Here is a 16,823-nt window from a genome sequence, read left to right as displayed (position 1 = left end):
CGAGGCAACCGCAATGGACGACCTTCAATTCAGCTACACGCAGGAGGAACCCCGGCCCCGCGCGCAGCAGGGCTGACCACCAACCGAAGCAACGGAGGACGGACCATGTCCGAGCAACAGCAGAAACGGCCGCTCACGCAGATCCTCAACGAGCTGGAGCGCGGCCACTTCGTGGACGACCTGACCGAGGAGCACGAGGACGTACTGGCGAAGGTAAAGCACACCGGCAAGCAGGGGGCGCTCACGATCACCCTCAAGTACAAGTGGGTGAACGAGGAACAGATCACGATCCAGCCGGAGATTACCGCGAAACCGCCGAAGCTCCCGCGCGGCGAGTCCCTGTTCTACGTCACGGGCGACAACGACCTGATGCGGAACGACCCGCGCCAGCGGGAAATGGAGCTGCGCGGCGTGCCGTCGGCCGGCGACCAGCCCGTGCGGGGCATCCCGGGCAGCAACAGCTAACCGCGGGCGCCGCCCGCACCACCCATCCGCCAACCACAGGAGGCATGATCTATGGCGGAACGACAGAAGAACCAGCCGGACGCGTCGGCTCCCAACCAAAACCTGCAGGAAATGTTCGAGTTCGGCTCGGCCCTGGTCGGCATCCAGCAGACCGAGGGCGGCAAGCCGTTCATCGTCCTGCCGGGCTCCGAGCATGAAGGCTTCAAGCCCGTAAGCGTCGAGAAGTTCATGGAGCGCCCCGCGCGCATCGAGAACACGATCACGCTCGGCACACCGGACAGCTTCATCGACTACGTGAGCCGCTTCGTGCGCCACGGCCAATCGGTCCTGTTCGCCAGCCGGCCCGAGGACCGCACCGTGACGTGCGTGATCGACTACCACACGAGCGGCGAGTACGGCGACCGGCCTTCCTGGTGCAGCCACACGGCGCACTTCACGTGCCCGCCGTCGAAGGAATGGCGGATCTGGACCGGCAAGAACGGCGCCAAGATGGGCCAGCGCGATTTCGCGGAGTTCCTGGAGGACAACGCGGACGACATTGTCGTGCCGGACGAGGACAAGGGCGCCCCCACGGCCGCGGACATGATGGAGATCGCCCGCTCGTTCGAGGCCAAGACCAGCGCCGAGTTCCGCTCGGGCACGCGCCTCGACAACGGCGACGTGGAGCTGACGTACAACGAGCAGACCGAGGCCAGCGCCAACGGGCGCACCGGCAAGGTCACGGTGCCGGAGCACTTCTACGTGCTGCTGCGCCCGTTCGACGGCTCCCCGGCCTACCCGATCAAGGCGAAGCTCCGGTACCGCGCCAAGGAGGGGATGCTGGTCCTTTGGTACGACCTGCACCGCCCGGATCTGGCCGAGGAGGAGTGCTTCCTCGAGACGGTCCAGACCATCGAGGAGGGAACGAAGCTGTCCGCCCTGCGGTATCGCTAGGCCGGTCATATCACGTTTCGTGTAATCCGGGCCCCGGCCGCGCCGGCCGGGGTCCTTTGAGGAGGCCAACGTGGCAAGAGGCGTCAACAAGTGCATTTTCATCGGCAACCTCGGTGCCGATCCCGAAACGCGGTACACGCCGAGCGGTACCGCGATCACGAATATCCGCATCGCCGTGTCGGAAACGTGGAAAGACCGCAACAGCGGCGAACAGCAGGAGCGTACCGAGTGGGTGCGCGTCGCGGCCTTCAACCGGCTCGCCGAGATCATGGGCGAGTACCTGCAGAAGGGCTCGCAGGTCTACATCGAGGGCCGGATGCAGACCAAGAAGTACCAGGACCAGCAGGGCAACGACCGCTACTCCACCGAGATTGTCTGCAACGACATGCAGATGCTCGGCAGCCGCGGTGGCGGCGGCCAGCAGGGCGGCCAGTCGTCCGGCCGCAATGCCGGCGGCGGCAGCTCCCAGGGCGGCGGCCAGCCGCCGACCGACGACTTCGACGACGACATTCCGTTCTAGCGAGGAGGAATCCATGCCGGAGAAAGATCCAGCAGACGAAGGCCGCGAGGCTTACATGAACGGCGAGCCATTGAGCGCCTGCCCCTACGAAGGCGACGAAGCGGCCGAGTGGGAAGGCGGCTGGATGGAGGCCGAGGAGGAAGGAGCATGAAAGCAGCAGACAGCGAATTGCCCAGGTACCGCTCACACAAAGAGGTTCGCGCGGTCCAGATCGAGAAGGTAATCCCAACTGCCGGCGGCGGCGCGGAGATCGTCCCGGTGGATGCGGGCATATCGCCCTTCACGGTCGAAGCGGCCTACATGAAAAAGCATAAACCGGAGGCCGGCGGCTACTACGTCGTCTACTCCGACGGCTACGAGTCCTGGTCACCCAAAGAGGCTTTCGAGCAGGGGTACACGCGGATCAAGTGAGGCTGTTTCGCGCAGGGCCCCGCCGGGGTCCTGCCCGAAGCATCCACGAACCAACCCTGCAGGACATGGAGCGGGAGCAATGAAAGGCGAAACGAAGATGTACCCGATCGAGAAGCTGGCCCTGACCGAGTCCAGCGAGGACACAAGGCTCAACACGCGCACGCGCGTCGCGCTGTACCTCTACGACCGCACGAAGGCCGGACAGGACGCGCCGGTTACGGCCGATTCCGTCACCGAGGATCTTCCCGGCGCCGACCGGGGTGCGGTCAGCCAGGCCCTGCACAGCATTTATCGCGAGCGCGGATTGGCCAAGGGGACCAAGGACAACGGGCAGCCCGTCTACACGGTGCGTCCCAGCTATCTGCGCGACGTGGAGGCATCCCTGCGCCACCGCCCGCGCCGGCCGGCCGGAACGGCGCGCGATCAGGAACAGGCGGAGCTGATCCACGAAAACGATACCTCCGATACGGCCACCGAGGCCGAGGAGCCAGCCGCCGCGCCCGTCGACCTCGACGCGATGGACGAGCTGGTAGAGGACGCGATCACATTCCTCGATTTCGGCCGCATCGACCGCGTGAAGGCGAAGCTGGACCGACTGCGCGGGGAGCTGGCGACAAGGCACTAACGGCGAGGGCCGGCTTTCGCCGAATCACCCACGCAAACGACCGGAGCAGAGCAATGAGCGAAGAAGCCGAAGCAATCGAAACGACCGAAGAAACCACGGGCCAGCAGCAGGCATCCGAGCCGGTACCGATTACCGGCGTTATCGCTGACGCGCGGTTCGGATACACCACCAGCGAGCGCAACCGGTTCGGCCTGCTTGTCACTTTCCGGCGCGGGCCGACGATCGTGGGGAGCTACGTCGTGGTGGACTACCCGATCGAGATACGCCCGGGCGCCGAAGCGAACTGGTCGGAGAACAGCCGCGACCGCCAGTACGCCGACGCCGTCCGCCAGCTCAACCGGATACTGCGGACGGCCGGCAAGGAGCACGTCGCCGAGCTGCCCGGGACACCGGTACAGCTCCACATCGACGACAACCGCATCACCTACTGGCGCGTGCTTTGGGAGGCGCTGTGACTCCCCCGCGCACCCTGCGCTCGTGCGCCTGCGGTTGCGGCCAGCGCTTCGAGCCGCAGCGGTCGAACCATATCTATTTCAGCGACGCGTGCCGCGCCCGCGCCAGCCGCAACCGGCGAGGCGACGAGCTGCCGGGAACGCCCTGCCGGATCGCCGGCATCCGCAAGCTCAAAAACGGGCGCGTGTCCGTGACTGTCCACGTCGAGGCCGGCGAAGCCAACGAGGCCCTGCGCTTCAACAACGGCGATCCGGCCCGACTGACCGAAGGAGACTGACCATGCCGGCGAACGAGCCCGCGGTCGATATGCTGCCGCCCAAGCACTACCCATACGACGGCGATATCGCCTTCCTCCACGCGGCCCGGAATTACATCGAGGCCGGCTGGTGGGAGCGATTCAAGGTGCGGACCTTCGGCCATATCCAGCAGGCCTGGGACGGCGAGCACTACGTAACCGTCGCCAATTACCGGAACGTGATCTACATGCTCGGCTTCGAGCTGGCGCTGCCGGCCGAGCGGGAAGGAGCCGCCAATGATTGAAGATGCGGAACTTGTCGAACGCGCCGTGCGGGCCGCGCGGCCACACAGCAACGTCGCGCATCCCCGGTGGGTCGCCGTCCGCGACGCCTTCGCCTGCGGATCGACGGTCGCGCACGAGCTGTGCCTGCGCTTCGGATTCGATCCCGAAGAAACGGTGCGCGGCCTGCACACAGAGAACCCCGGCGTGGACTACGACGACGCCTGCGAAGCCAAGGCCCTCCTGCATCAGCGGTGCGAAGTGGGCGACGAGTATATCGGCCTGGCCGCGCCGACTCGGAGACTCGCCGAGCGGTACGAGCGGGCCGAGGCGGAATGTCAGCGGATGCGCTCTATCATCGCAGGCGACCACACGCTGTACGGCGATCCTGCCGCACCCCACACCCCGGAGCAGGCACACGGGGATGCGCTGGCGGCGATAGACGAGTTGCTTAATGACATAAAGGTGGCTCGTCGGGATGCAGACATGAGCGAAGCTGACGTGCGCTGGTACGAGAAGTTCAGCAACACGCTGCGTCTTGCTCGATCCCACCTCACCGCCAGCGGCGTGCCGTATGTGCCGGAGTCGATAAAAAAACTGCCCGGTCATCTTCGGTCATTGGCAAAGGAGGAAGAATACGAGGCCAACAAACTGCATGGAATGGATGAAGAAGCCTCGGTCAGAATGGCCCGAGCGGAAGCCTACCGGGATGCAGCAGGGAGAATCGGCGTGTACCTATCAGACGCCCTCGCCTCCGCGCCTGCGGTGCATCCAGATTATCCGCGAGCCACAATGGATGAATTGCGGAAGGTGTACAGCATCGTACTCAAGTACATCGACAGGCTTAACGATCCAATCTCGAAGTCTGAGTTCAACCTGGACGCCGCGCAAATGTGCGACGAATTGGAAGATGCTATCGCAGCCGCGCCCAGCCAGCACGAACAGGGGGAGTGATGACTGAAACAAACGAAACGATGCGCCGTCATGCGTTCGACTGCGGGATTGCGCCGGATGCGGAACTGGCATTCATCCACGACGCCGACCGCCTCGCCCGGTACGAGCGTGACCTGCACGACGACATCGGCAAAGACCGCTCGCAGGACACCGACTGGCTACGTGCCGGATTCTTGCAGCGGGGCGCGGAGATTGAGCGGCTGGAGGACGGGATTCGGGCGCTGGCTGACGAGATGCACGAACACGCCGATCCGACCGACGAAATTCTACTGAACTACTCGGACCGACTGCGCGACCTGCTGGGCGAGGGGGAGTGATGGCGAGGTACGCGGAAAACACACAGGTCCCGAGCGACAAAAGCCGCGCGGAGATAGAGCGGACTCTCGGCCGCTACGGCGCCTCGGGCTTCATGTACGGCTGGCAGAGCGGCTACGCCGTCGTCGCGTTTGAAATGCACCAGCGCCGGATTCGCTTCGATCTGCCGATGCCCGATCGGCAGGCACCGGAGTTCACGAAAACCGAAACCGGCCGGGAGCGATCGACCGCGCAGGCCGAGAAAGCCTACGAGCAGTCGGTACGCCAGCGCTGGCGCGCCCTGCACCTGGTAATCAAGGCCAAGCTCGAGGCCGTGGAGAGCGGCATCACAGAGTTCCAGGAGGAGTTTCTCGCGCACATCGTCCTGCCGAACGGCTACACCGTCGGCCGCTGGATGCTGCCGCAGGTTGACGAGGCGTACGAAACCGGCGATATGCCGGCCCTTCTGCCAGCACCGGGAGCCGAGAAGTAATGGCGATCTACGAGTACAACAGCCACAACCCGCACGGCGGCGGATTCGAGGGCCTGCGCGTCGTCGTTTCGTGCTGCCGTTCGGGCATCCACCAGCGCTATTTCAACTTCCGCCACCGCGGCAAGCGTGTCACGCCGTCCCGTGAGAAGGCGATGCGCCGGGAAGCCAAGGCGATCGACAAGGAATGGCGCCAACAGCAGGCCCGCGAACAAAAGGGCCGGCGGGACGAGGCGCGGCCGAATCGCAACGCCGACAGCCCCACATCGACCGGCGTGGGCGGCATCCGCATGACGTTCACGGTGACTCGCAAGCACCGGGCCGGCCGGAACGTCCACTACTACGCCCCGGCGTTCGTCGTCCACGGGAGCAACGACAATCGTGTGTTCACCCGCACGATCCGCGTCCGCCGTGGCGAGGTCATGGCGGGATGGGCGCAAGCCGTCCGCTTCTACTGCGAGCAAAAGGGCATCGAGGGCGCGGGCTTCCGGCGCCTGTTGCGGCGACGGCCGCCTGTCGCCCGGTTCGAAGTCGTCCGCCAGGACATGAACAAACGCCTCGGCCACAAGATACCGAAGGAGAAAGTACCGCAATGAACGAACCGCGATTCACCTGTATGTCCTGCGGCCGGGACAAGCCGAAGTCGGTCAAGATCGCACGGCCGAAGGGGAAACCGTCCATGTGCCAGGCCTGCGCGGATCTGGCCGCCCAGCGGAAGGCGCGGACGAAATGAAAGCCGCCGGATATTACATAGGCTGGCGGGCTCCCGATCCACGCGCCCGCCGCACCGCACAGACGGTGATGATGGACGTCGCCGCCGGACTGCTTGATTGCCCGCGTGCAGACCTCATGTGCGTGAGCTGGTGGGCCATGATGGCGATACACCGATAGGGGCTTAATCCATGTTCGATGAAAGAACCAATCGCCGTTCGCCCAAGCCGGGAGCAACCAGTCGATGGCCGAAGGCATCTTGTCACGCAGTCGATGGCGGCCGGACATACCTCGTCTTTAGCAACGAGGACCCACCCCAGCCGCGGATCATAGGCGGCGGGCGGTCCGCATGGGACGCGTGGATGGAGGCCGAAGTATGCCCCAGAGAGGCGAAATACTGATGGATCGGATAACCCTGCACAACATGGACCGGCCGGACGACCGCGACCTTTGGGCCTGCGCCTACGCCGCGGCCATGAATTTCCTGCACGGCGGCGAGGACGGGCTCGGTGAAGGCCGGGGCATGTACGGCCCCGGGCAGGCGATCACCTACGAGTACGGACGGGGCGACGGCCCCGCCCTGGAGCTGGCCGTATGGCGCAACAGCGAGGGGGTCAACGTCGCGCCAGTGGACGAGGGGAGCTGAGGGGGCTATGAATCCGTATCTTACGCAGGAGGAGATCGAGAGCCTGACCGGCAAAGAACGGCCGGGCGCGCAATGCCAGGCCCTCGCCTACATGGGATTCGTGTTTGTGGTTCGGCCGGACGGGAAACCGCGCGTGCTGCGCGCGCACCATGACCGCCTGCTCGGGATCGACGACACCGGGGCCGGACGCAACAAGGAGCCGGAACCGGACTGGAGCGCACTCGATGGCTAAACGCGCCAGCCGTAAACGGGAGAATCGCCCACTGCCCGCCCGCTGGCGGATCAAGCACGGCGCCTACTACTACCGGGTGCCGACGGCCGCCCGCCACCTTTGGGACGGCAAGAGCGAATTTCGCCTCGGGGCGACGCTGCGCGAGGCGTACAAGACGTGGTCCGATCGCATGGAGGACGGACAGGCGGAGCGCATCCGCACGATCGGGAACCTGCTCGACTGGTACGCGAATACCATCATCCCCGAGAAAGCCGCCGCGACACAGACCGACAACCACAACTCGCTCAAGAAGCTGCGGCCGGTTTTCGCCAACATGCCGATCGACGGGATCAAGCCGCACCACGTCTGGAAATACGCCGAGAAGCGCGGGGCGCCGACCGCGGCCAAGCATGAGATCCAGGTGCTGCGCCACGCATACACCGAATCGGTCCAGCGCCTCGGCATCCCCACCAGCGGGAACCCCCTGCTCGGCAATATCCGTATGCCGTCGGGCAGCTCCAAGGGGCGCGGGCGCTACGTCGAGGATTGGGAAGTCGTGGCGGCCTTGAGCCTGTCGTCGCGGCGCAAGAGCGGCTCCGTACTCATGTGCCAGGCCTACATTCGGATCAAGCTGCTCACCGGCCTGCGTATGACGGACATGCTCCTGCTCCGGGTCGCGGACGGCCGGCAGGACGGCATCCACGTCAAGCCGCGCAAGACCGCCAAGACCACCGGCAAGGCCGGCATCTACGAATGGACCGACCAGCTCCGCGATGCCTGGAACATGGCCCTGGCCGCACGGCCGGTCGACCTCGGCCCGTGGCTGTTCTGCAATCGCAAGGGCGAGTGCTACGTACCCGACAACGGGAAACGGCCGGCAGGGTTCGAGAGCGTGTGGAAACGCTTTATCAAGCGCTGCGTTGACGATACCGACAACCCGCTGCAGGCATCATTCGCCGAGCGGGATCTGCGCGCCAAGGCCGCCACCGACGTCGGCGATCTGGAGCGCGCGCGCGAGCTGCTGCAACAGGCCGACGCCCGGACCACGCAGAAGTGGTACCGGCGGCTGCCCGAGCGGATCAAACCGGCCCGGTAATAGCACGCGCCACCTATCACTACCAGCAAGGAGAAAAACCATGAGAAGCATCGCACTGGCAGCCATCTTCGCGGCTGCAATTATCGCCCCGGCACAGGCCGAGGACGCCATGATCGCCTACACGTCCGTCCAGCAGGACCTCGACGACGGCGCCGCGGAGTGCGCGGTCGAGACACAGACGACCATAGGAGGCGGGTCACAGTACGAGTACCGTTCACAGACGCTCGGGGCCATCGGACTGCGGGGCACCATCGTTGAGCTGACGGATTCCGTCCGGCTCGGATATGTCGGCGAGTACCGGAGCTGCCTGGGCGGAAGCGGTGGCGACTCCGACGGCTCCACGATGATCGGCCTTGAAGTGAAATGGACGCTGATCGAGTAGCCAGTGATGAGCCGGCGGGGATGCCCCGCCGGCTGTCCCACAGTGAAATCGCACTCCCCGGAAATCAGTAACTTAACTCAACACGAAACGTGATACCGTGGGACAGTCAAAGATCGCAACATATTGTATATGCTGGAAAAATCGGGGTTCCGACCGCTCGGCTACGAACCATGAGGTCGGGGGTTCGAATCCTCCCGGGCGCGCCAGACATAAAAAAAGCCGGCTCAATGCCGGCTTTTTTTATGTCCGGGGAGTCCGGGGGCCTTGATGAGAACCCCCCGGTTCGACTGATCGGCAGGAAGCCGATCAGCGCGAGCGAAGCGAGTCCCGAAGGGACGCGGCCCATGGAAGGGCCGCGCAATCCTCCCGGGTGCGCCACATGAAAAAGGCCGGCTCAATGTCGGCCTTTTTCATCACCCACGGATCCAAAAACAACGATCCCAGTCGGTTCCACCGGCCAACGTAGGTTGGGTTGACGAAGGAAACCCAACACGCCGAGCGATCCACCGCCGCCCGCGGCAGTGCTCGACACCGTTCTCGATCTCTTCCACCGATACGCTTGGCCGGACCTTTTTCGCCCCGATCAGCGTTTACGCAAGGGCAAACTGGACAAGCATCAACTGTCAGGAGGACTCCTCCGGCAGATCGGCAAGCCCGACGATATGCACACCGGCATGCTCAAGATCGACCCGCGTCTGCTCGTCACTGTCATACGTCACGGGCCGAGTGAGATCCCATATGAGATGCACGTTGAACCCAGCTCCGGCGCCGTCTTCCGCCGTCCACTTCACACAGACATCACGGGCCAGCCCGCAGACGAACAGGTCCGTGACGCCCAGTTCCCGCAGATAACCGGCCAGCCCGGTCGGCGGCCGATCGCCAGTAGGCCCCCAGTTATCGCGGAACCCGCTGTACGAATCCACGTTCGGGTCGCTGCCTTTGCGGACGATCACATCGGCGCGATTCCAATCGATCGCCGGATGCAGACGCGCCCCGTCGCTGCCCTGGACACAGTGGTCGGGCCAGAGCGTCTGTTCGTGACCGTGAAGATCGATGGTCTCGAACGGCTGCCTGCCCTCGTGCTCGCTGGCGAAGGACACGTGTCCGGGCGGATGCCAGTCCTGGGTTGCGGCGTTCACACGGAACAGCCCCGCATCGAGAAGCCGCTGCACCGGGTCCAGAATCCGGTCTCCGTCCGCCGTGGCCAACGGACCGCCCGGGACGAAATCGGGCTGTATATCCACCAGCACAAGGGCTGACCGGCTTTTATCGAAGTGCACCGCCATTGCACACACCTCCAGAAACCTTGCTCTGTCACTCTAATCTGCGGGTTTCCGGCGGCCACTACAAGCGGAAGGCCGGGGGATCGCGCCGCCGCTATCCAGCCCGGGCGAAGGCCGATCCCTTCGACCCTGGTCGCCAGCTTCGACCGACTACTACACTGGAAACCGGACGCTCTCCTCTCACAGGGCTCTATGCCCGATACGACGGAATGGGTGCAGGATGACCGGTCATTCGCAGCGGAAACCGCCGGAAGCCGCCTGGTTCACGGCCACCGTAGTGGGCGCACGCCGTATCGCACCCGCGGTCATGTCGGTGGAAATCCGCGTGGAGACGGAATCGCCCTTCGCCTATTGCGAAGGGCAGTACATCCGCATTCAACTCGCGGATGGCCGACGCCGCGATCTGTCCATCGCCAATGCCCACGACCGTGAAAATCTCCTCGAGATGTGGGTCCGTGATGTCGGCGGAGACTTCAGTCGTCATGTGTTCGATCGTCTCGTCACGGGTGAGCAGTGGGACTTCGAGGGGCCACTCGGCGATGCCTGGGTGCGCGACGACGACCGCCCCCTGCTGCTTGTCACCGGCGGTACCGGGCTCGGGCCCGCGCGGGCGATCGTACGGGCCGAACTGGCCCGGGATCCGTCGCGGACGATTGACCTCGTCCACGGTGACGAGCGGCGCGAAGACCTGTTCGCCCACGAAGAACTGGAACACTGGAGCCGGGAGCATCCCTCATTCGGTTACCGGCCGACCCTGCGGGTACCGGATGCCGAATGGGAAGGTGCGACCGGGACGCCGGATCAGCTTATCGACCAGCAGCAGTGGGATGTGCATGACCGTGTTGCGCATCTCTTCGGCCCGCCCCCGATGGTCGAGGCCGCAATTCAGGTACTCCGGAAACAGGGAATCGATGCCAGCGACATCCACGCCGACGCGTTCACGCCCGGCGCAACCGATCTCGATTATCGATATCCTCCCGGGCGGTGAGACCGAACTCGGCCCGATCCACCCTGCTCCGGGAATGCATGCATGAATATCGAAATGCTCGACACCTTCCTTGATCTCCTCGAGACGCGGAACTTCAACCGCACGGCGGACAACCTGCAGATCACGCAGTCGACAGTCAGTGCCCGTGTACGTGGACTCGAGGAGCAACTCGGCGTGCGCCTGTTCGTGCGGGGTCGTGGCGGTGCCGAACTGACGCCAGACGGCCAGAAATTCGAGAGTTACGCAGTGAATATCCGCCTCGGCTGGAACCTTGCGCGTCAGGAACTCGCGATGCCGGCCGGTTATCACGGTCAGCTCCGCGTCGCGATGCAGGTGAGCCTCTGGGACAAACTGATCATCGACTGGGTGGGCGAACTCCGCCGGATCCTCACCGACACGGCCGTGCACGTGGAATCGGATTACTCCAGGGCGATGATCGACGAAATCGTCTTCGGCAATCTCGACGTCGCCGTGATCTACACCCCGGAGTACCGCCCTGAACTCGCGGTCGATCATCTGTTCGACGAGCGCTTCAGTATGGTCGCGACGACTGCCTGCGCACTGGAAGACGTTCAGCCCGAGTCGTATCTGTTCGTGGCTTCGAGCCCGTACTTCAAGGCCCGCCACGGCGAGCTGCTGCCGCAACTCCAGCATGCCCCCCTGTCGATGGGGCTCAGCAACATGACCATTGCCTACCTGCGGCGGTACTCCGGAATCGCGTATCTGCCGGAGCGCATGAGTCGACCGTTGATCGAGTCGGGCGACCTGTTCCCGGTCGCGGGCGCCCCCGTCATCGACCAGCCGGTATACGCGACCTACGTCTCCCGGCATCGCTACCGCCCCAACGTGAAACACGCCCTCGCGCTGCTGTCGACGCTCGACCTGAACGCCTGACCTGGCGGCCACCGTCACTGCCACGTGACGAGGAAGCCGAGCACGATCGCCGCCATGAACAGCGTTTCCGCGACCATGAGGGCGACCGCGAGCCAGCCGACGCGGGCCAGCTCGCGCAGATCCGTTTTCATGCCGATCGCGGCGATCGCGCAGATCAGGCACCACCGCGATACCTCGGTCGCCCCTCCGGCGACGGCGCTCGACAACAGACCGAGGCTGTTCAGGCCGGCAATCACGATGAATGCCAGCAGAAACAGCGGGACAGGCAGCCGCCGCCACCAGCGCACGTCCACGGCGCGCTGTCCCGTTTCCCGGCGGAAGAACAGCGCGATGGCGAGGACCATCGGCGCCAGCATCGCCACGCGCAGGAGCTTGGTCACCGTAGCCGTGTCACCCGCCGTCCCCGACACCATGTAACCGGCACCGACGACCTGGGCGACGTCGTGGATGGTCGCCCCCAGAAATATCCCCGCGGACACCCCATCCAGGCCGATCGCCGCGACGATCACCGGGTAGAGAATCATGGTCAGCGTACCGAGCGTAGTCACACCGACGATCGCGAACAGCGTGTCGCGTTCGGCATGCTCGTCGCGCGGCAACACCGCCGCGATCGCGAGCGCGGCCGATGCGCCACAGATGCCCACGGCGCCGCCGGTCAGAACGCCCTGTCGGCGGCTCAGCCCGAACGCGGCCGCGAGGATACGGCCGAAGATGACCGTTGCGATCACGGTCGCGACCACGACTCCGATCACGTCCGCACCGAGGGTGCCGATCTGTTCAAGGCCAATCCGGGCACCGAGCAGCGCCACCCCGACGCGGAGCACCTGACGGGCAGAGAATTCAACGCCAGGCGCCGTGCGGGGTTCCTGCGCCAGGAAATTGAAGGCGATACCCAGCAGCAGGGCATACAGCAGGGTCGGCCCACCGTAATGATCCGAGACGAACACGGCCGCCATGGCGATCGTGATCGCCGTCAGCAATCCCGGCCATAACCTCTGCACGCGAGCTATTCCGCGTTCCGCGGACTCAACGGTAGACGACAAAGTCGATCTCCTGAGGGGGACGATGCAGGGGATCCATGCGGGATCCCCGGCGAGCGGGCCAATCGGTGGGCTTGGCCGGGTCCGTCAGCCGGATCAATCGATCCAGCAGGCGGCAACGATCGTATCCGCGCATCGACGATTCACGGTACCGATTGATAACGCAGACAAATCGATTTTCCCGGTCAATACACTGCCCCTCTGAGAACGCGCGAAGCAATATCCAACGCCGGGAGTCCCGAATGTCCGAATCACTGCAGCCCGACACGATCCACACACTGCCCGGCTGGAACGGCGGCCGCATGACGATGCAGTGTCTGCGGGTCGAAGCCGAGACGCACGATGTCGCCACCTTCGTGTTCCGGTCGGAGCAGCCGACGCTGTTCGATTTCCGGCCCGGTCAGTTCGTCACCCTCGAACCCGTGATCGATGGACGGACGGTGCCGCGCTGCTACTCGATATCGAGCACACCCTCGCGCCCGTGCACGTTCAGCATCACCGTCAAGCGCGTGCCCGGCGGTCTCGTGTCCAACTGGCTTCATGACCATCTGCGCGCTGGCGACAGACTGACCGTTTCGGCACCGCAGGGGGACTTCAACATCGTCGATCGCCCGGCCGAGCGGATCCTCATGCTGTCGGGCGGCAGCGGCATAACCCCCGTGATGTCGATGCTGCGCTGGTTGCACGACACGGCCGCGGATGTGGATATCCACTTCGTCCACGCGGCACGTTCCCCCGAGGACATCATTTTCCGCCGCGAACTCGAGGCAATGGACCGGGCCAACGATCGCCTGCGGCTGTCGGTGACCTGCGAATCGACCGGTAACGGCTCCTGGTCCGGTCACCGCGGGCGGCTGAGCGCATCGATGCTCCAGCAGATGGTCCCGGACCTGAGCGAGCGTACGGTGTTTACCTGCGGTCCGGAACCGTACATGGAGGCCGTGCGCGATATCCTTGGCGGGCTCGGCTTTCCCGCCAGCCAGTATCATGAAGAGAGCTTCGGCGGTGCGCCGCCGGCCGAACCCGACAGGGAAATGCCGGAGCCGGTGGTCGATGCGGACGACGACGATACCGGCGACGTCGTCGAAGCCACGGCAGTCGAAACCGGGTGCACGGTGCGGCTCGCCCGCACGGGCATCGAGTTCACCTGTGCACCCTCCGAGACACTGCTCGAAGCGGTCCAGAATAACGGCGCATGGATACCCTGTGCCTGTCAGATGGGCGTGTGCGGTTCGTGCAAGGTCCTCAAGACCGCAGGCGACACCCGCATGCAGCACATGGGTGGCATCTCCGACGACGAAGAAGCCGCGGGTTACGTTCTCGCCTGTTGCACGTACCCGGCGGGCGCGGTGGAACTCGACTGCTGACGCGGTTATGCGCGGGTCTGAGATGTTACGTACCCGCTTCCCGCTGACCCACCAGCCAGGTCCAGAAGATTTCCGCGTCCGGACGGGGCTGGCGGCCGGCGACCCGGGTCAGAAAGAACGACTCGTCGGTCTCCAGCCAGAGATCGAACGGTGCCACGAGCGTCCCCTCCGCGAGCGCGGTTTCGACGAATCCGCTCCGCGCGAGCGCGATCCCCGCATCGCGCATCGTCAGCGCCAGGACCACCGCCATCGTGTCGCCGATCAACGGTGTGGTCCGATCGAGCAGATGCCCGGCGCCGACCCAGGCCAGCCACTGCGGCCAGCCCGTGGCGAATCCCGCCGCGTGCAGCAGCTGGCGACCCGCGAGATCCTCCGGATCGCGCAGCTCACGCGCGGTCGCGGGCGTGCACACCGGCGCCAGCCGTTCATGCGTGAGTCGCTGACACTCGACACCGTCCCACTCGCCATGGCCGTACCGGACTTCCAGATCCGCCCCGTCGAGATCGAAATCGTTCGGCCAGACCGCGGTCGTGATTCGCAACGAAATCCCCGGGTGTGCGCGCTGAAAGTCGTGGAAACGGGGCGCCAGCCAATGAGCGGCGAATCCCGGGGTCGTACGGACCGTCAACGGCGCATCCCGAGGCGTACCAAAGGCCTCGGCGATCCCGGTCGACAAGCGCTCAAAGGCCTCGGTAACCGCCGGCATGAAGGCCTGCCCCGCCTCCGTCAGTTCCAGTCCGCGCGCATGGCGCAGAAACAGCGTCTGGCCCAATTGGTGTTCCAGCAGTCGGATCCGCTGGCTGACCGCCGCCTGGGTGACCCCGAGCTCGCGTGCGGCCTCGGTGAAACTCATGTGACGGGCGGCCGCGTCGAAGGCATGGAGGGTCTGCGCGGGCGGCAGGCGTCGAGACATCGGGCCTCCAATAAACAGGGTATAAAAAAATTATACCCGCTTCCCCGGGATTATTCGTTTGCCGCCTCCGTGGAGCACACCCCAGACTGCCCAGCGCATCAGCAGCCAACCAAAGGAGAGATCGCGCATGACCGCCGAAGCGCTCGCAGCCGAGTACACCACCACCGCGGATATGGGCGAACTTGCCCCGTACGCCGGGGGACCCGATCTCACGGACGCGGCGAGCCATAACGGTTCGGTACAGCTGACCTGGGAGGACGGTACACAGGCTGATTTCCCACTGATGTGGCTGCGCGACCACTGTGCCTGCACCCAGTGTCGGCATCCACAGACCCGCGAACGCCTCGTTCGGATCATCGATCTCCCCGAGACCCTGCCCGAACCGGCGGTAACGCTCACCGAATCCGGCGCCCTGCACCTCGAATGGCCGGCCATGGAGGGATTCGGTGTACACGAGAGCCTGTTCGATGCCGGCTGGCTCCATCAGCGCGCGGACGCGTCCCGGGCGGACCCGCTCGATGTCGACCGCAAGACGCCCTGGACGTCCGCGATCGCGGATGCCCTTCCGGTGGTCGACCATCACGCCTTCATGAACACGGAAGCGGGCCTCTCCGATTGGCTGCAGGCACTCGACCGCTACGGTTTCGCGGTGCTGCGCAACGGACCGACCGAGCCCGGCGAGGTCATTCGGGTAGCCGAACGTGTCGGCTGGCCGCGCGAGACCAACTTCGGCCGGCATTTCGATGTCGTCTCGATGCCCGACCCCAACAACGCCGCCTACACCGCCGTGGCGCTGGAACCGCACGTCGATCTGCCGAACTGGCAGCGCCCGCCCGATTTCCAGATGCTCTACTGCCTCGCGAATGAATCGGAAGGTGGCGAATCGACGTTGACCGACGGCATGGCCGTCGCCCGCGCGCTGCGCGACCGCGATCCCGAGGCCTACCGCGTCCTGACCGAGACGGAGATCGACTTCCGCTTCCAGGACGAAAGCTCGGACATCCATTATCGCGCCCCCGTGATCGGCTGTGACGACTACGGCAACCCGACCGTATTGCGTTTCAACAACTGGATCCGGGACACGCTGCGCCTCCCCGCAGCCGAGGTCGACGCCTTCTATCGCGCCTACCGGCGCTTCTGGCAGATGCTGCGCGACCCCGCCTGGACATTGCGCTTCATGCTGCGCCCGGGCGAGATGATCGCCTTCGACAATCTCCGTGTCCTGCACGGGCGCGACGCGTTCGACCCGAATACCGGACACCGCCACCTGCAGGGGACCTATCTCGACCGTGACCTCATTCGGTCACGCCAGCGGGTACTGGAGCGGTCCAGGGCCTGACCGTGGTGCCGACGTTCCACCGTGCCCGCACATCACGACGCAACCCATGGGGGATAACCATGAAACGACAACGAGTAATCCAGCGCGCCGCCACTGTAGGCGCAGCCGTAGTGATGACCGCCATGCTCCTGCTGCCGCTGCGCGCCGCCGCCGCCGAACCGGTGCGTTTCGCCATCCAGGCCTGGCCCGGCGTGACCGTGAAGACCGAGGTCGCCCGCCAGTTGCTTGAGACGATGGGTTATCCGACCGAGCTGCAGGAACTCGACCCACAGTTCGTCTACCAGGGCATTC

General features: G+C 65.0%; 25 protein-coding genes. 22 read left to right on the top strand and 3 right to left on the bottom strand.

The features are described from left to right. Positions 1–105 precede the first annotated feature (105 nt). The 17 genes from A0W70_RS06570 (at position 106) to A0W70_RS06495 (ending at position 8,708) form a co-directional block, all read left to right on the top strand. Positions 106–465: a hypothetical protein gene (locus tag A0W70_RS06570; RefSeq protein ID WP_070988438.1), complete on the top strand. Its 360-nt coding sequence runs from the start codon at positions 106–108 to the stop codon at positions 463–465. 51 nt (positions 466–516) lie between these two features. Next, entirely contained in the window at positions 517–1,398 is an 882-nt protein-coding gene (locus tag A0W70_RS06565; RefSeq protein ID WP_070988437.1) for a DUF2303 family protein, read from the top strand. A gap of 70 nt (positions 1,399–1,468) precedes the next feature. Continuing rightward, positions 1,469–1,918, top strand: a complete 450-nt coding sequence (gene ssb / locus A0W70_RS06560) for a single-stranded DNA-binding protein (RefSeq protein WP_070988436.1) — start codon at positions 1,469–1,471, stop codon at positions 1,916–1,918. Positions 1,919–1,931: 13 nt separating this feature from the next. Further along, the gene (locus tag A0W70_RS16965; protein WP_175443073.1) at positions 1,932–2,069 is read left to right on the top strand and encodes a ribosome modulation factor; all 138 of its coding nucleotides are present in this window, start codon (positions 1,932–1,934) and stop codon (positions 2,067–2,069) included. Further along, the gene (locus tag A0W70_RS06555) at positions 2,066–2,329 is read left to right on the top strand and encodes a hypothetical protein (protein ID WP_070988435.1); all 264 of its coding nucleotides are present in this window, start codon (positions 2,066–2,068) and stop codon (positions 2,327–2,329) included. Before A0W70_RS16965 ends, A0W70_RS06555 begins: the two co-directional genes overlap by 4 nt. A gap of 79 nt (positions 2,330–2,408) precedes the next feature. Beyond that, complete coding sequence (locus A0W70_RS06550) at positions 2,409–2,954, top strand: hypothetical protein (RefSeq protein WP_070988434.1); 546 nt, start codon at positions 2,409–2,411, stop codon at positions 2,952–2,954. Between the two features lie 53 nt (positions 2,955–3,007). Beyond that, positions 3,008–3,409, top strand: a complete 402-nt coding sequence (locus tag A0W70_RS06545) for a hypothetical protein (RefSeq protein ID WP_070988433.1) — start codon at positions 3,008–3,010, stop codon at positions 3,407–3,409. Further along, positions 3,406–3,684, top strand: coding sequence for a hypothetical protein (locus A0W70_RS06540; protein ID WP_070988432.1), 279 nt, complete (start codon positions 3,406–3,408; stop codon positions 3,682–3,684). Before A0W70_RS06545 ends, A0W70_RS06540 begins: the two co-directional genes overlap by 4 nt. A gap of 2 nt (positions 3,685–3,686) precedes the next feature. Then, on the top strand, positions 3,687–3,947 hold the full coding sequence (locus tag A0W70_RS06535; protein ID WP_070988431.1) for a hypothetical protein: 261 nt from the start codon (positions 3,687–3,689) through the stop codon (positions 3,945–3,947). After that, positions 3,940–4,878 carry a hypothetical protein gene (locus tag A0W70_RS06530; protein ID WP_070988430.1) on the top strand — a complete coding sequence of 313 codons (939 nt, stop codon included), beginning with the start codon at positions 3,940–3,942 and terminating at the stop codon, positions 4,876–4,878. Before A0W70_RS06535 ends, A0W70_RS06530 begins: the two co-directional genes overlap by 8 nt. Further along, positions 4,878–5,195: a hypothetical protein gene (locus A0W70_RS06525; protein ID WP_070988429.1), complete on the top strand. Its 318-nt coding sequence runs from the start codon at positions 4,878–4,880 to the stop codon at positions 5,193–5,195. The genes A0W70_RS06530 and A0W70_RS06525 overlap by 1 nt, the downstream gene beginning before the upstream one ends. 92 nt (positions 5,196–5,287) lie before the next feature. Beyond that, complete coding sequence (locus tag A0W70_RS06520; RefSeq protein ID WP_245675827.1) at positions 5,288–5,665, top strand: hypothetical protein; 378 nt, start codon at positions 5,288–5,290, stop codon at positions 5,663–5,665. After that, positions 5,665–6,258, top strand: coding sequence for a hypothetical protein (locus A0W70_RS06515; protein ID WP_070988427.1), 594 nt, complete (start codon positions 5,665–5,667; stop codon positions 6,256–6,258). The genes A0W70_RS06520 and A0W70_RS06515 overlap by 1 nt, the downstream gene beginning before the upstream one ends. 515 nt (positions 6,259–6,773) lie before the next feature. Then, complete coding sequence (locus A0W70_RS06510) at positions 6,774–7,019, top strand: hypothetical protein (protein WP_070988426.1); 246 nt, start codon at positions 6,774–6,776, stop codon at positions 7,017–7,019. A gap of 7 nt (positions 7,020–7,026) precedes the next feature. After that, positions 7,027–7,251 carry a DUF4224 domain-containing protein gene (locus tag A0W70_RS06505; protein WP_070988425.1) on the top strand — a complete coding sequence of 75 codons (225 nt, stop codon included), beginning with the start codon at positions 7,027–7,029 and terminating at the stop codon, positions 7,249–7,251. Beyond that, a complete protein-coding gene (locus A0W70_RS06500; RefSeq protein ID WP_083330826.1) occupies positions 7,244–8,326 on the top strand; it encodes a site-specific integrase in 1,083 nt (360 codons plus the stop codon). Before A0W70_RS06505 ends, A0W70_RS06500 begins: the two co-directional genes overlap by 8 nt. A 40-nt stretch (positions 8,327–8,366) precedes the next feature. Then, entirely contained in the window at positions 8,367–8,708 is a 342-nt protein-coding gene (locus A0W70_RS06495) for a hypothetical protein (RefSeq protein WP_070988424.1), read from the top strand. A gap of 623 nt (positions 8,709–9,331) precedes the next feature. On the opposite strand, the gene pncA is transcribed toward A0W70_RS06495, so the two are convergent. Beyond that, positions 9,332–9,994: a bifunctional nicotinamidase/pyrazinamidase gene (gene pncA / locus A0W70_RS06490; protein WP_070988423.1), complete on the bottom strand. Its 663-nt coding sequence runs from the start codon at positions 9,992–9,994 to the stop codon at positions 9,332–9,334. A 217-nt stretch (positions 9,995–10,211) separates the two neighbouring features. Here pncA and A0W70_RS06485 point away from each other — a divergent pair, with 217 nt between their 5' ends. Next, the gene (locus A0W70_RS06485) at positions 10,212–10,979 is read left to right on the top strand and encodes an FAD-binding oxidoreductase (protein ID WP_070988422.1); all 768 of its coding nucleotides are present in this window, start codon (positions 10,212–10,214) and stop codon (positions 10,977–10,979) included. Between the two features lie 42 nt (positions 10,980–11,021). Continuing rightward, a complete protein-coding gene (locus A0W70_RS06480) occupies positions 11,022–11,873 on the top strand; it encodes a LysR family transcriptional regulator (protein WP_070988421.1) in 852 nt (283 codons plus the stop codon). A gap of 14 nt (positions 11,874–11,887) precedes the next feature. On the opposite strand, the gene A0W70_RS06475 is transcribed toward A0W70_RS06480, so the two are convergent. Further along, a complete protein-coding gene (locus A0W70_RS06475; RefSeq protein WP_217495406.1) occupies positions 11,888–12,874 on the bottom strand; it encodes a YeiH family protein in 987 nt (328 codons plus the stop codon). Between the two features lie 281 nt (positions 12,875–13,155). Between A0W70_RS06475 and A0W70_RS06470 the strand changes: the two genes are divergently transcribed. Beyond that, positions 13,156–14,280: an FAD-binding oxidoreductase gene (locus tag A0W70_RS06470; RefSeq protein ID WP_070988419.1), complete on the top strand. Its 1,125-nt coding sequence runs from the start codon at positions 13,156–13,158 to the stop codon at positions 14,278–14,280. 25 nt (positions 14,281–14,305) lie between these two features. Here the strand turns inward: A0W70_RS06470 and A0W70_RS06465 are convergent, their stop codons facing one another. After that, the gene (locus A0W70_RS06465) at positions 14,306–15,193 is read right to left on the bottom strand and encodes a LysR substrate-binding domain-containing protein (protein ID WP_070988418.1); all 888 of its coding nucleotides are present in this window, start codon (positions 15,191–15,193) and stop codon (positions 14,306–14,308) included. 127 nt (positions 15,194–15,320) lie between these two features. On the opposite strand from A0W70_RS06465, the gene A0W70_RS06460 reads away from it, so the two are divergent. After that, positions 15,321–16,532 carry a TauD/TfdA family dioxygenase gene (locus tag A0W70_RS06460; protein WP_070988417.1) on the top strand — a complete coding sequence of 404 codons (1,212 nt, stop codon included), beginning with the start codon at positions 15,321–15,323 and terminating at the stop codon, positions 16,530–16,532. Between the two features lie 59 nt (positions 16,533–16,591). Continuing rightward, on the top strand, positions 16,592–16,823 hold a 232-nt coding region (locus tag A0W70_RS06455; protein WP_217495405.1), incomplete at its 3' end, for a glycine betaine ABC transporter substrate-binding protein.

The sequence above is a fragment of the Halofilum ochraceum genome (assembly GCF_001614315.2).
Taxonomy (GTDB): Bacteria; Pseudomonadota; Gammaproteobacteria; order XJ16; family Halofilaceae; genus Halofilum; species Halofilum ochraceum.
The sequence above is the reverse complement of the archived record's forward strand: the minus strand, read 5'-3'. Positions and strand labels throughout refer to the sequence as shown.